This is a genomic window from Nostoc sp. ATCC 53789, from assembly GCF_009873495.1.
Lineage (GTDB): Bacteria > Cyanobacteriota > Cyanobacteriia > Cyanobacteriales > Nostocaceae > Nostoc > Nostoc muscorum_A.
On sequence record NZ_CP046703.1, the window covers coordinates 4790505 to 4804348 of the forward strand.

The 13844-nt window shown below is 41.5% G+C and carries 12 protein-coding genes; 7 read left to right on the forward strand and 5 right to left on the reverse strand.

The window, feature by feature from the left end; translation table 11 throughout:
• Positions 1-167: 167 nt before the first annotated feature.
• Entirely contained in the window at positions 168-1436 is a 1269-nt protein-coding gene (locus GJB62_RS19770) for an MFS transporter (protein ID WP_245245967.1), read from the forward strand.
• A gap of 190 nt (positions 1437-1626) precedes the next feature.
• Here the strand turns inward: GJB62_RS19770 and hisIE are convergent, their stop codons facing one another.
• On the reverse strand, positions 1627-2277 hold the full coding sequence (gene hisIE, locus GJB62_RS19775) for a bifunctional phosphoribosyl-AMP cyclohydrolase/phosphoribosyl-ATP diphosphatase HisIE (protein ID WP_114081825.1): 651 nt from the start codon (positions 2275-2277) through the stop codon (positions 1627-1629).
• A 100-nt stretch (positions 2278-2377) separates the two neighbouring features.
• A complete protein-coding gene (locus tag GJB62_RS19780) occupies positions 2378-2566 on the reverse strand; it encodes a ChaB family protein (RefSeq protein ID WP_012410442.1) in 189 nt (62 codons plus the stop codon).
• Positions 2567-2672: 106 nt separating this feature from the next.
• Here GJB62_RS19780 and hemL point away from each other — a divergent pair, with 106 nt between their 5' ends.
• Both hemL and GJB62_RS19790 read left to right on the forward strand, forming a co-directional pair.
• Positions 2673-3971: a glutamate-1-semialdehyde 2,1-aminomutase gene (gene hemL / locus GJB62_RS19785; RefSeq protein WP_114081826.1), complete on the forward strand. Its 1299-nt coding sequence runs from the start codon at positions 2673-2675 to the stop codon at positions 3969-3971.
• 563 nt (positions 3972-4534) lie between these two features.
• Positions 4535-5440 (forward strand): polysaccharide deacetylase family protein, encoded by a 906-nt coding sequence (locus tag GJB62_RS19790; RefSeq protein ID WP_114081827.1) that lies wholly within the window; start codon positions 4535-4537, stop codon positions 5438-5440.
• A gap of 133 nt (positions 5441-5573) precedes the next feature.
• On the opposite strand, the gene GJB62_RS19795 is transcribed toward GJB62_RS19790, so the two are convergent.
• Positions 5574-6404 (reverse strand): fasciclin domain-containing protein, encoded by an 831-nt coding sequence (locus tag GJB62_RS19795; protein ID WP_114081828.1) that lies wholly within the window; start codon positions 6402-6404, stop codon positions 5574-5576.
• A gap of 346 nt (positions 6405-6750) precedes the next feature.
• Here GJB62_RS19795 and GJB62_RS19800 point away from each other — a divergent pair, with 346 nt between their 5' ends.
• From GJB62_RS19800 to GJB62_RS19815, 4 genes are all read left to right on the forward strand, one after another.
• The gene (locus GJB62_RS19800) at positions 6751-7542 is read left to right on the forward strand and encodes a glutathione S-transferase family protein (RefSeq protein ID WP_114081829.1); all 792 of its coding nucleotides are present in this window, start codon (positions 6751-6753) and stop codon (positions 7540-7542) included.
• Positions 7543-7687: 145 nt separating this feature from the next.
• Positions 7688-9418, forward strand: coding sequence for an ATP-binding protein (locus GJB62_RS19805; protein ID WP_114081999.1), 1731 nt, complete (start codon positions 7688-7690; stop codon positions 9416-9418).
• A 660-nt stretch (positions 9419-10078) separates the two neighbouring features.
• Positions 10079-11062, forward strand: coding sequence for an RNA polymerase sigma factor, RpoD/SigA family (locus tag GJB62_RS19810; protein ID WP_012410436.1), 984 nt, complete (start codon positions 10079-10081; stop codon positions 11060-11062).
• 561 nt (positions 11063-11623) lie between these two features.
• Entirely contained in the window at positions 11624-12331 is a 708-nt protein-coding gene (locus GJB62_RS19815) for a hypothetical protein (protein WP_114081830.1), read from the forward strand.
• An 8-nt stretch (positions 12332-12339) separates the two neighbouring features.
• On the opposite strand, the gene cobO is transcribed toward GJB62_RS19815, so the two are convergent.
• On the reverse strand, positions 12340-13017 hold the full coding sequence (gene cobO, locus GJB62_RS19820; protein ID WP_114081831.1) for a cob(I)yrinic acid a,c-diamide adenosyltransferase: 678 nt from the start codon (positions 13015-13017) through the stop codon (positions 12340-12342).
• Positions 13018-13353: 336 nt separating this feature from the next.
• Positions 13354-13806, reverse strand: a complete 453-nt coding sequence (locus GJB62_RS19825; RefSeq protein ID WP_114081832.1) for a GFA family protein — start codon at positions 13804-13806, stop codon at positions 13354-13356.
• Positions 13807-13844 lie beyond the last annotated feature (38 nt).

Below are 13844 nucleotides of genomic sequence, written 5' to 3' on the forward strand. Positions count from 1 at the left end.
CACTGTTAATTAACAATCCCCAGTCAGAGGGTAAGAAGCCCATTAGTTCGTAGTGAACCTGTGGAAAACTGCTAAAATCCCTGTGGAAACCCTGTGGAATGAGTGAGAAAAATAGCAGCCAATGATAAGAATTACAAAAATGTCACCAAACTATGACATCTAAACTCATGAAATTAGCTTCTCAATCTCAGCTATCATCGTGGCTGCCCTCAATACATCCCCAAGTCTGGATTTTTGCGATAGGTAGATTTCTGTCGGAAGTTGGCACCGGCTGTACCCTGTTTTACGCCCCCATCTTTTTTGTGAATGAAGTTGGTTTATCTGCAACCAGTGTTGGGGTAGCCTTGGGTAGCGCCTCGATTTCCGGCATTGTGGGGAGGATTGTAGGTGGTTCTTTGGCTGATTCTGAACACTGGGGCCGCCGCCGCACTTTGTTGCTAGCGACGGCGATTTCAGCAATTGCTTCTCTGGTTTTAGCTGCAACCAATGATTTTACTATTTTGGTAATTGGTAGCTTGATTAGCGGTTTAGGGATAGGTTTCTATTGGCCAGCGGCTGAAGCTGTTGTGGCTGACGCTAGCCAGATTGACAATCGCCGCGAAACTTTTGCGATCGCACGACTGGCTGATAATCTTGGGTTAGCGATCGGAATTATGCTTGCTGGGTTTTTGATCGCGGTAATTGGGAGTTATCGATGGCTATTTATCATTGATGCCATCTCTTTTCTGATGTTTTTTGGGGTTGTCTATGTGGGAATTAGTAAAACCAAACAACAGCAGATAGGGGAATCTGAAAAGAAAGAACATTTTGCTTCTTGGATGGCAGTATTAAGCGATCGCCGTTTCCTGGTCTACATCGCAGTTAATATATTCTTTACAATCTATATTTCTCAAATCCATAGCACTCTGCCGCTTTACTTCAAAAACTTTGTTATCAAAAGTACTACCGAAGGATTTGCTCAAACTATTATTAGCGTTCTATTTGCTTGGCATGTGGTGCTAGCTATCATTTGTCAGTTGCCTGTCACCAGTTTCTTAAAACGCTGTTCTCACACACTGGCACTCACCGTTTCCGCCATTCTTTGGGGAGTTGGTTTTGGACTCATTTGGGTAAGCGGTACTGCCCCATCTTATAATTTAGTTTGGGTAGCATTGGCATTGGGAGTATTTGCAGTTGCAATTGTTTCTTATACTCCATCTGCCGCCTCTTTAGTGACTGAGTTAGCCCCAGAAAATCAACGTGGCGTTTATTTCTCCGTCAATGCTGTGTGTTGGGCGATTGGGTCTTTTATTGGTCATCCATTGGGTGGATGGGCATTAGATCAACCGCAAATTATTACCAATACTTTTTGGCTAGGATTCCCCTTGAGTGTGCTGATTGTCGTGGTGATTTTACAGTATCTCAATAGGATTTTAGCTGATACCAATTCTGTATGAAGATGCGCTAAACAATATTTAAGTACAAGGAAGAAAAACGAACCGCATAGACGCGGAGCGGCTTCCCGCAGGGTAGGACGCAAAGGACACAAAGAAAGAAGTTAAAAGTCCGGTTAATCACTTATGATTACCGCATCTGTGCAAAAATCGGAAAAGCCTCTTTCTCCCTGCCCCCTGCTCCCTTTCCTTCTCATTGGCGACGTTCTTGCAACTTACGATACACAGATTTCAAATCAACTTGATGGTGAGCTAAGGCAACCAAAGTATGATATAGCAAATCAGCCACTTCACCTGCGATCGCATCTGCTTCATCATCTTTAAAGGCCATTACCACCTCGGCGGTTTCCTCACCAATCTTTTTCAAAATTTTGTTATCGCCACCAGCGAATAACTTACAGGTATAAGAACTTTCTGTCGGATTATCGCGGCGATCGCATATTATTTGAAACAATTGCGACAACGTATCCCCTGGTGGTGGAACAATATTTCCTTCTATTTGGTGAAAGCAACTGCGTTCTCCAGTATGGCAAGCAACATCTCCTAATTGCTCTACCCCTATGAGCAACGCATCACTATCACAGTCATAACGAATACTTTGCACTTTTTGAATATGTCCAGAAGTCGCCCCCTTGTGCCATAACTCTTGCCGTGAACGGCTCCAAAACCAAGTTTCTTCAGTTTCTAAAGTTTTTTGTAACGACTCCTGATTCATCCACGCCATCATTAGGACAGTACCATCCAAATAATCTTGGACAATTGCAGGCACTAAACCCCGTTCATCGTAGTGAATTTTTTCAACAGGGATGGCGTAATGTAGCGATCGCAAATCGTTAGAAGACATACCAGCTAGTTTGCTCTAATGAGAATAACTTATGGATTCACGATACCATTCTGAATAGAGCAACTGGTATGTTTTTTGAATTTAACTATCTTATCTAGCTCTAAACAAGAGCATTGTGTTCCATTGCAGACTGCATTTTTACAGCACTTAAAGCAACTTTATGAGCTTTTGATGCCTCACCATACCAATGGATGGCCGAGTTAAAAGCTGCTCGGTAAAGATCCTGGTATGCTTCAGATAATCGAGTTTGAATATCTAGAGGCAAGTCTTTGTTGGACTTGTATAACATATTGTTATTTTTTTGGTTCAGTTAATTCTATAGGATAGAAATTCTAAGCAATTTTTAACCCTATCCTGAGATAGAGCTTTTTATTGTCCACTGTTAGGAGAGAACCTTGGTAAATACCACAATTAAAACAACAAAATCACAAGAGGTCTTCGCCGCTGCTCAAAACCTCATGCCCGGAGGAGTAAGTTCTCCAGTTCGTGCCTTTAAATCTGTAGGTGGACAACCCATCGTTTTTGATCGTGTTAAAGGCGCATATATTTGGGATGTAGATGGCAACCAATATATAGACTATGTAGGTACTTGGGGCCCAGCTATTTGCGGTCATGCTCATCCAGAAGTAATTGCAGCGTTGCATGAAGCTTTAGAAAAAGGCACCAGTTTCGGCGCTCCCTCAACTCTAGAAAATGTTTTGGCAGAAATGGTCATCGATGCCGTTCCCAGCATCGAAATGGTCAGATTTGTTAACTCTGGAACTGAAGCCTGTATGGGAGTTTTGCGGCTGATGCGGGCTTTCACCAACCGAGACAAAATCATCAAGTTTGAAGGTTGTTACCACGGACACGCCGATACCTTTCTTGTGAAGGCAGGTTCTGGTGTTGCCACACTTGGCTTACCAGACTCGCCAGGAGTTCCAAAAGCGGCAACTAGCACTACTCTAACCGCACCTTACAATGACCTAGAATCCGTCAAAGCCTTGTTTGAAGAAAACCGCGACGAGATTGCTGGCGTTATTCTTGAACCAGTTGTTGGTAATGCTGGATTTATTGCACCCGACGCAGGTTTCTTAGAAGGATTACGGGAACTCACTCACGAGTATGGAGCCTTATTGGTATTTGACGAAGTGATGACAGGCTTCCGCATTGCTTACGGCGGCGCTCAAGAAAAATTTGGCGTTACCCCCGATTTAACAACCTTGGGCAAGGTTATTGGTGGTGGTTTGCCAGTAGGAGCTTATGGCGGTCGCCGAGATATTATGTCAATGGTTGCCCCTGCTGGCCCTGTATATCAAGCTGGGACTCTTTCTGGTAATCCCTTGGCGATGACTGCTGGTATTAAGACTTTAGAATTGCTGCAAAAGCCAGGTACTTACGATTATCTTGAGCGAATCACTAAAAAGCTAGCAGATGGTTTGCTGCAAATTGCTAAAGAAACTGGTCATGCAGCTTGCGGCGGTCAAATCAGCGCAATGTTTGGCTTATTCTTTACCTCTGGCCCAGTTCATAACTACGAAGATGCGAAAAAGTCTGATACAGCCAAATTCGGACGCTTCCATCGGGGTATGTTAGAACGTGGTGTTTACCTAGCACCCTCTCAATTTGAAGCTGGGTTTACGTCTTTTGCTCACACTGAAGAAGACATTGATCAAACTTTAGCAGTTGCACGGGATGTAATGTCTAGTCTGTAAGTTGTTAAGGGATTCCCAGATAAACAAGTATCCAGTTACCTCTCTCCAAACTAGGAGAGAGGCTTTGAATCTTACTCCCCTTCCCTTGAAGGGAAGGGCTGGGGGTTAGGTCTGTATTCCATGCAATTGGGAACCGCTACAGTAGGGGATCAAAGAAATTTTTTAACGGGTCTGTACTGTACCGTTATCACTCAAATAAGGTCACACCTTTGTCATAATTTCGCAATGCCTTCGTCAATGCAGTATGCAATATTTAAACTGTATTAAGTATATTCATGTTAACAAGGCAAAATTAATTGCCTTTTATTGTTATCTAAATTCCCTTCATATCTCGTAGTCTACGAAAACTAAGGTGCAAGAACGCTCTCACTTTCCTGGTGAGGGTTTTGTTTATAGATATTTAGATATCCGTAGAGTAAGGCATTTTTTCGGAGTCAGGGTTAGAGCTAACTTTAAAAGATATTACTAATCATGCTGTAGTTTGCATGACAAGGCTTATAAAATTGTAAAAAACTGCCATAAGTATTGTGAAAAAATGGTTCTAGCCTTGAAGGAGCTATGAAGTGGAGGACAATAAGTCATTTTTTGGTGTGCAAAAAATATTAATAGCGTTGCTTGTCTTGAGTACCACCACGATGATGTTTATCAAGTCAAGATCATCTGAGGCCCAAAGTACAGAAAATATAAATGTAAACAACCTACCAGCCAAAGTTGGGGCCCAACAGCAGATTGAAGAATTAAAAGCAACGATGCTTAAAATTTGGCAGCAACAAGCACAAATAAAGGGTCTTTCATATAATGTGCCACCAAGCTTTCAAGGAGCAATAGTTAGTGCGGCAAAACTTAGTCTCCAACAGAAAGTAATTGCTCTCACCTTTGATGATGGGCCATGGCCTGAAAGCACCGCCCAGGTACTAGATATTCTCAAAGAAAATCAAATCAAAGGGACATTTTTTGTCATTGGGCAGAATGTGAAAAATTATCCAGGCTTACTGAAGCGAGAAATTGCTGAAGGTCACGTAATTGGTAATCATACCTGGCATCATTGGTATCAGTTTTTGAATCCACAAGCAGCCGCTTATGAAATTGACCACACAGCAGACCAGATTTATCAAGTAACAGGGATTAAAACAAATCTATTTCGACCACCAGGGGGAATCATGCACAATGGAGTGGCTGATTACGCGAAAAATAGCAAATATGCCATCATCCTGTGGTCATCTGACTCTGTAGACTACTCACGTCCTGCTGTACCAAAGTTAATTAATAATGTGTTCAGAAGAGCCAAGCCAGGTGGAATTGTGTTGATGCATGATGGTGGTGGTAATCGCTCTAAAACTGTACAAGCTTTACCAGAAATTATTGCCAACTTTCGGAAACAGGGCTATAGCTTTGTTACTATCCCTGAACTTTTAGAAATGCAAGATAAGGATCAAAAGCTGATTACAAAACAAAACCAAAACCATTAGGTGGGCTTGCCAATTTAGCTCACCGTTATTACAATACAAAAAAACCGTCCAAAATTAACATTGAACGGAATTTTTATGTATTAATACTTTATTCCTACCTAATTCTGTTACTGATTGTACTAATACTTACAAGCTACAAGTCAGGAGGCAAAATTACCTGATCAATTGCGTGGATTACACCGTTACTGGCTGTGATATCTGCTTGTGTAACCTTAGCATCATTGACAGTTACACCAGTAGAAGGATCAACTTTAACGTTGATTGCGCCACCTTCGAGGCTTTTAACTTCACCAGACTTCAAATCACTGGACAATACCTTACCAGGTACTACATGGTAAGTTAAAATCTTGAGCAATACTTCTTTGTTGGCTGGGTTTAACAATTCTTTCAAAGCATCTGCTGGCAACTTAGCAAAAGCGGCATCGGTGGGTGCAAAAATAGTTAAGTTATCTTTGCCTTGCAATGCTCCAGTCAACCCTGCTGCTTTCAAAGCCTTGGTTAAGGTTGTAAAAGAAGCGTTTGACTCTGCCAACGCTAACAGGTTTTTGCCTTGATTGTCACTTGCCCCTGGGCCTGGTGGAGTTGTAGTAGGTTTCTCACCGGGTTGAGTTTCCGGGGTAGTACCTGGCGTGGGAGGTTTTGGTTCAATAGGTGTAGCACTACCACCACGGTTATAAGGAGGCTCGTTGAAAATACTGGGTCTGGGATTGGTTACACTACCTTTCTGTGCTACTTGTTTGCGCTTGGTATTGCCCTTTTGTGTTTCGGAAGCAGCCTCAGTAGGTGTGTATTGAGCGTTTAATTGAAGGCGTTGACCCTTGTTATAGGGGGCTTCGTTGAAAATACTGGGGTTAGGATTTAATACCTCTTTTGCTTCAGATGGTAAAGTAATGAGAAGGCTTAAACTAGTGAATCCTGCTATGCCTGCCAACGTGGTCAGCAATTTGCTGTTATTTGTCTTCATAAATTTTGTTTGTCTTTTTGTCCATACATTACATAAAGATTTATAACATTTTGCTATGCACAAAATCTAACCGAAGAGGGAAGTAAAATTTTTCCTCAGAAGAGTTTTTGCTAGCGAAGTAACATATATAACCTCGGATCAAGCTGATCGGTATGAAATATATCTACCATATATTTTATGTAATGAGTATATTTTCTCAGTCACACTGATAAAGAGTTAAAAAGCCTCACTTGGTGTAGCCTCAACTCTAAAAGAGTATGAAGAGCAACTAATGTAAAGAAAAATTACTTTAACTAAAGATACAATTGTAAAGTTTAAGAAGTTGACCAGTTATCAGGTATACAACATGCTGGAATTATACCAATGGGAACTATCTCAATACTCAGAGAAAGTGCGCCTAATTCTAGATTTTAAAGGACTAGATTACCGCAAAATAGAAGTTACGCCTGGGATTGGACAAGTAGAACTGTTCCGGCTGACTGGTCAGAAACAAGTCCCAGTATTAAAGGATCGTAATAAATATATTGCGGATTCTACGGAAATAGCTAAGTATTTAGACTTAGAGTATCCCGATCGCCCCATAATACCCCAAGATCCCAAAAAACGGGGTTTAACTTTATTGATAGAAGAATGGGCGGATGAATCTATAGGCATCAAAGGTAGGAAAGCGCTATTTGCAGCTGTAAGTCAAGATCAAAATTTCCGCAAGTCTTTATTACCCACCTCAACACCAGATATATTTAAAAGTCTGGTTGGAGGAGTACCTACTGACTTACTGACAGTGTTGGGTTTTGGGGTAGGTTATAGTCCAGATGTGATTCAGTCAGCGATCGCATCTTTAAAACAAGATTTGGAAGCGCTAACGTTATTATTGGCAGATAGTCCTTATTTAACTGGAGATGAGCCGACTTTAGCTGACTTGTCAGTGGCTGGCTTATCGATATTACTCAAGTTCCCCCCTGGCCCCTATCTGGATTTACCAGCTTCTATTAGAGGAAAAGGATTGCCAATCTTTTCAGAGAATATAGATTATGAACCATTCTTTACCTGGCGCGATCGCATTTACGCTCAATTCCGTAAACCATTAATCAGTAACACCTCAGCAGGGAGTGCGCCAACTTCGATTCAGATTGATTAGGGCATTGGGAATTGGGAATTGGGCATGGGGCATTGGGAATTGGGCATGGGACATGGAGATTAGGAAGATTAGGGAGAATAATTAATAACTAGTGACAAATGACCAATGACCAATGACCAATGACAAATGACAAATGACTAATCAGATGAATTCGGGACAGCCATTAGGTTCGGTTATTCAAGGTTCTCTAACTGAAGGTTTAGAAGTACGATTGCATCCTGACATTTCTGTGGAAGATATGCGGGTTGGTAAGTTTCTTGTTGTGCAAGGGATGCGATCGCGCTTTTTTTGTATGCTGACAGATGTAGCATTGGGAGCTGCTAATGCCCGAATTATTGCTAATCCCCCCAGTTGGGAAGACACTTTTTTACGGGATGTTTTAGCTGGAAGTGGTACTTATGGTACTATCAACCTCGCACCGATGTTGATGTTCACTCCCGAAGCGGAAGAATCTTTCTCCCCAACAAATGGCAAATCGGCAAATCCCTTTATCCCATCAGTAACGGGTTTAGCTTCCTTTGTGCCACAAACCAGCACGACGATGGAATTGTTGCCTGTTAAAACTATTCCTAGCCACTTTAGTCAAGTTTACGAAGCCAGTGTTGACGACTTTCGCCGTGTGTTTGGTTGGGAAGATGACCCCCAAAGGCGCAATTTTTCCATTGGGAAACCTTTGGATATGGATGTGCCCGTTTGTATCGATTTAAACCGCTTCGTGGAACGGAGTAATGGGGTTTTCGGGAAATCTGGTACTGGTAAATCCTTTCTAACTCGGCTACTTTTAGCAGGTGTTATCCGTAAAAATGCGGCAGTGAATTTGATTTTTGATATGCACTCTGAGTATGGCTGGGAAGCTGTCGCAGAAGGAAAGAACGTCAATACAGTTAAGGGATTAAAGCAACTTTTTCCAAGTAAGGTAGAAGTTTATACCCTTGACCCCGAATCGACAAAACGCCGGGGTGTGCGTGATGCTCAAGAACTTTATTTGAGTTACGAGCAAATAGAAGTTGAAGATATTAAGTTATGTAGTCGAGATTTAGGACTATCTGACGCAGCTCTAGATAACGCCAATATTCTATATAGTGAGTTTGGCAAGTCTTGGATTGTCCAACTGCTGAACATGACTAACGAAGAAATCGAGATGTTCTGCGACGAGAAACGTGGACACAAAGGCTCGATTATGGCATTGCAGCGCAAACTCTTGCGGATGGACAGCTTGAAGTATATGCGAGCAGTTTGCCCCCAGAATTACATTAGTAAAATTGTGCAATGTTTGGAATCTGGGAAGAATGTTGTGATAGAATTTGGTTCCCAGTCTAATATGCTCTCTTATATGTTGGTGACGAACATGATCACCCGACGTATCCACGAGCATTACGTCAAAAAAGCAGATAAATTTTTGCAAAGCAAAAACCCTTGCGATCGCCCCACGCCGTTGATGATTACCATTGAAGAGGCACACCGTTTTCTTGACCCGGCTATCGTACAAAGCACTATCTTTGGGACTATTGCCCGTGAGTTGCGGAAGTATTTTGTCACACTTTTGGTAGTTGATCAACGTCCATCAGGCATAGATAATGAAGTCATGTCCCAGATTGGAACTCGCATTACCGCTTTGCTTAATGACGAAAAAGACATTGACGCGATTTTTACGGGTGTATCTGGTGGTAGCGGACTGCGATCGGTACTGGCAAAGTTAGACTCTAAACAACAAGCTTTAATTTTGGGTCATGCCGTACCCATGCCCGTAGTAGTACGTACCCGTCCTTACGACGCAACTTTTTACGAAGAAATTGGTGAGCCAGCCTGGGAAGAAAAACCTGACGCGGAAGTATTTGCTGCTGCTGAACTCGCCAAAGCTGACCTGGGATTTTAAATAGTTATTTGTCATTGGTCATTGGTCATTGGTCATTGGTCATTGGTCATTGGTCATTGGTCATTGGTCATTGGTCATTGGTCATTGGTCATTGGTCATTGGTCATTTGTCCTACGGGAAGTCACTGATTAATCTACATCAAGATTAATCCCTTAGCGACCAATGCCCAATTCCCAATTCGTAACATCCCTCCATCCTCACAAGAAATTAAGTTCGGTTATCCGGCTACTTTTTGGCAACAGAAGAGGGGTTTTTGAGGTCACTATAGATATAGTCAGTAATTTCAAGGAAGCCTAAATTTTTTTCCAAACGACCAATTTTGGATTACAATTGAAAGTTTTATCTTAAGATACTTTACTATCTGCCTGATTTATCGTACTATAAAACTAAGTGAACTCATACCGACTTCGGATTTACTTGTTACCTCAGTAACTACCTAAAGTAAGAATTCTCAAAAATAACCACTGTGCTAATAAGAGATTGAAAATTTAGGGAAGGTAGGGGAACCTATCTTAGGGGCTTAACGTCTTAAAAGCGTCTCTATCAATTGATAATTGTTTTTAGTAGCTCCTAATATTTCGTGATAGATTTACTACCTTTATCCATCCATTTTAGTAAGAAAACATACATTTTATTTACGGAGTAGAGGACAACGCACCAATGCCTACTGTCAATACCCAAACGGAAAATCTCAACACCAGATTCACGGCTGATATGGTGCGAACCTATCTGCGAGAAATTGGCCGTGTACCACTGCTAACACGTGAACAAGAGATTGTATATGGGAAGCAGGTTCAACAAATGATGACGCTCATCGATGCCAAAGAGGTTTTGGCGAAGAAACTGCACCGCGAACCGGATATGTCAGAGTGGGCTGACGTGGTTCAACAATCGGAAACTGAAGTACAACAAACAGTAGCTCAAGGTAAGCGGGCAAAGCAAAAAATGATCGAAGCGAATTTGCGCTTGGTCGTTGCTATTGCGAAAAAATACCAAAAGCGAAATATGGAATTTCTGGATTTAATTCAGGAAGGAACACTAGGATTAGAGCGGGGTGTGGAGAAATTTGACCCAATGAGGGGTTATAAGTTCTCGACTTACGCTTACTGGTGGATTCGCCAAGCTATTACCCGCGCGATCGCTCAACAAGGACGTACTATCCGGTTGCCGATCCACATTACCGAAAAACTGAACAAAATCAAGAAAGTACAGCGTGAGTTGGCTCAAACCTTGGGGCGATCGCCCACTCCAGCCGAAATTGCCAAAGAACTGGAACTAGAACCTGCTCAGATCCGCGAGTACCTGAATATGGCGCGTCAACCAGTGTCTTTGGACGTTAAAGTTGGCGATAACCAAGATACTGAGTTGCAAGAAATGCTCGAAGATAGCGGGCCATCACCAGAGTATTACACCAACCAAGAATTCTTACGCCAAGATTTGAACAACCTACTAGCAGAACTAACCCCGCAACAGCGAGAAGTTTTAGCTCTACGCTTTGGTTTAGAAGATGGTAACGAAATGTCATTGGCGAAAGTGGGTGAGAGATTGAATCTCAGCCGCGAACGTGTCCGCCAGTTAGAGCATCAAGCTTTGGCTCATCTGCGTCGTCGTCGCGCCAATGTCCAAGAATACGTTGCTAGTTAAATATGGAGACGCGAAATCCCGCGTCTCTAGAGCATGATGAGCCTCCTGAATTCAGGGGGCTATTTTTTTATACTGATAGCCAGGAAAAATATTTTGATCTAAGGCTGTATTTCTACGGCGACAAAACCGAGAAAATACTATCAGTATTTTTATTTATTAAAAAGTAAAAAAACAAGGTAAAACAAAACCCATATTGATTGAAAGGATCTAATTTCTGATTAACCTCACCCAATCAGATGATTCTATTGGATGAAGAATAACTCAAACTATATTAAGTAATGTAAAGTTAATTAAATTGCTTTGTAGTAAAGGGTTTAGTCCTATTTGAAGGGATCAAGCCCTTACTACAAACCTTTAATTGTTTACGTCGCTCTACTTCCCCTAACTGGTGGTAATCTAAGATTGTTGGGCTAGATTAAATAAAAACTTTGGTTTTTGACAGTTTTCTTTTTTGGACAATAGTAATATAAGTCGTTAACAAAGTCTTTTGACAATTAAGACTTGGTTATAGTTTAAGTAAGTTCTAAAGAACTTAGTTGATTTTTTAACAGGAGAAGTAGGGTGCTTAACAACCTTTATCAGTTCTTATCTCCCCGCCAGTGGGGAATTTCCCTAGCGGGCTTAGGCTTACTTCTCGGTTTGGGCTTTATAGGCAAGCAGACTCAAGTCGTACCGGTTACAGATTCTCCATTATCATCGGCTCAGATTCAAAAAACCACAACCTCCGAAAACTCCCTTTTGTCGCAGCTAAGAAAAGTTAGAGAGCAGAGAAGTCAGCTAAGAGCATCTGCTGGAGAGAGAGGGATTTTTGTACATCAGAGCGGAAAAACACTCCCTAAAACCACAGCGCTGGTTCCAGATTCTCAGGGAGCTACAAAAGGTACAGAAAGTTTACCAAAAGTGAATTTTCCTGTCAAAGATGGGGTTTATCTCTATGGTCAATCGCCAAAATCAAACCAGCTTGGTCAAGGTTACATCATATTTCAAAAGCAGCAGGACAAGATAACTGGTGCATTGTATATGCCCCAATCAGAATTTAATTGTTTTCAAGGTACGCTCAACAAGTCAGGAGAGTTGGCGATGACGGTTAATAGTTCGTCAAATGAAGCCAGTACTCCTCGATCAAATCAGGTAGCTGCAAACAGCAAACTACCTAAAGTCAGTGAAGATGAGTTCAGCAGTTATCCTTACTCAGTGGCTCTGCAAGACTTTTATCAATTAAATTCCATCACAGCTAGCGATCGCCGCACGTTGCAAATGTGCAAATAATCGTTAAGTTAATACTCAATTCCTGGTTGCGCTTTCACACCTTGATCGCGGAAAGGGTGCTTAATTAAGGTCATTTCGGTTACGAGGTCAGCACGCTCAATTAAACCTGCTGGTGCGCCTCTACCTGTGAGAATAACGTGCTTGTTAGCTGGTTTTTGCGCCAAACCCGATAAAACGTCCTCTAATGGTAAGTAAGCCATTTTGAGGGCAATATTGATTTCGTCTAACAACACCAGATGAAAGTCTGGGTTGCGGATGTATTCTAATGATTTTTCCCAGGCGGCGCTAGCTTTGTCAAGATCGCGATCGCGGTCTTGAGTTTCCCAAGTGAAGCCTTCGCCCATTGCATGAAATTCTATCTGGTCTTCCCAATAGCTGAAAACCCTTTTTTCTGAAGGTTCCCAGCTTCCCTTAATAAATTGGATGATTGCTACTTTATAGCCGTGACCTAGCGATCGTAACACCATCCCCAAAGCCGCAGTGGTTTTACCTTTACCATTACCAGTATTTACAATAATTAACCCTTTTTCTGGGACAGCTTCTGCTATGCGCTTGTCTTGCACTTCTTTGCGTCGCTGCATTTTTTTGCGGTACTGTTCATCAGTCAGAGATGAAGACATTACCTCATCAATCAAGCGCCCAATTTCTTGATCTTGGTTTAATTCTTGTGGTGTATCGTTTTTCATTAAGCTTGTCTAGAAATAACTGTTAAAAGTGTTGGGAATGAACCAAAATCTTCTTACTTATCCAATTTCACTTAAATTACTTGATTGGAAATGTCCAGTAAGTTTTCATGTGAAATATTAATAGTATGTTAGCTTTATTAATGATTTGCAGACAAGTGGAAATATCTATGATACACAAACTGAACTTATAATTTGAGTTTACTATTACTGTTTTAAATAATTTAATATGTTCATTAAAGCATTTTAACAAAAAAAGTTTCTGATTATCTCCTTTAGTAAAATTATGAGTTAGATGCTTTAAGTCTTAGGAGCTATGATGTCTAATATCAGGAGCATTTATGGATGTTGTTGTTTCCATTTTTCCCATAAAGGCTGCGTATCCTCTGGTTGTCCATCATAGTTGAGTAACTGATCTGAAATTATCACCCATGACTGGGCACTGCGTGTCCAAATGTTACCTACTGGGCGTAACCAACTTGTATCATCTAAGGTTCCAGCTTTGACATTGATAGTATCAGTTTTATAAGTCCGTTCATGAAACAATCGCGTTCCGCAGTCGCCACAGAATAGGTTATTTACTTCACGTCCGCTATCATTTTTCCGAGTCCAAGCTTTCGGTTTTCCCTGAACAATTACAACAGCATCTCGTAGTACTGTAAGAGACATACCAAAGGCACTAGACGATTGTTTCTGACACTCCTTGCAGTGGCATAGGTAAAGGGTTAAAGGTTGGGCATGAATTTCATAACGAATCTGTCCACATTGACAACCTCCAGTATATGGAATCACAAGTTTTATCTCCTGACAATTTGTGTTGCTTTATTGTA

Coding starts and splice junctions, on each gene's coding strand:
- GJB62_RS19770 (WP_245245967.1), top strand. CDS start 168: ATGAAATTAGCTTCTCAATCTCAGCTATCATCGTGGCTGCCCTCAATA.
- hisIE (WP_114081825.1), bottom strand. CDS start 2,277: ATGTCTTCTAACGATTTGCGATCGCTACATTACGCCATCCCTGTTGAA.
- GJB62_RS19780 (WP_012410442.1), bottom strand. CDS start 2,566: ATGTTATACAAGTCCAACAAAGACTTGCCTCTAGATATTCAAACTCGA.
- GJB62_RS19795 (WP_114081828.1), bottom strand. CDS start 6,404: ATGAAGACAAATAACAGCAAATTGCTGACCACGTTGGCAGGCATAGCA.
- GJB62_RS19800 (WP_114081829.1), top strand. CDS start 6,751: ATGCTGGAATTATACCAATGGGAACTATCTCAATACTCAGAGAAAGTG.
- GJB62_RS19805 (WP_114081999.1), top strand. CDS start 7,688: ATGAATTCGGGACAGCCATTAGGTTCGGTTATTCAAGGTTCTCTAACT.
- GJB62_RS19810 (WP_012410436.1), top strand. CDS start 10,079: ATGCCTACTGTCAATACCCAAACGGAAAATCTCAACACCAGATTCACG.
- cobO (WP_114081831.1), bottom strand. CDS start 13,017: ATGAAAAACGATACACCACAAGAATTAAACCAAGATCAAGAAATTGGG.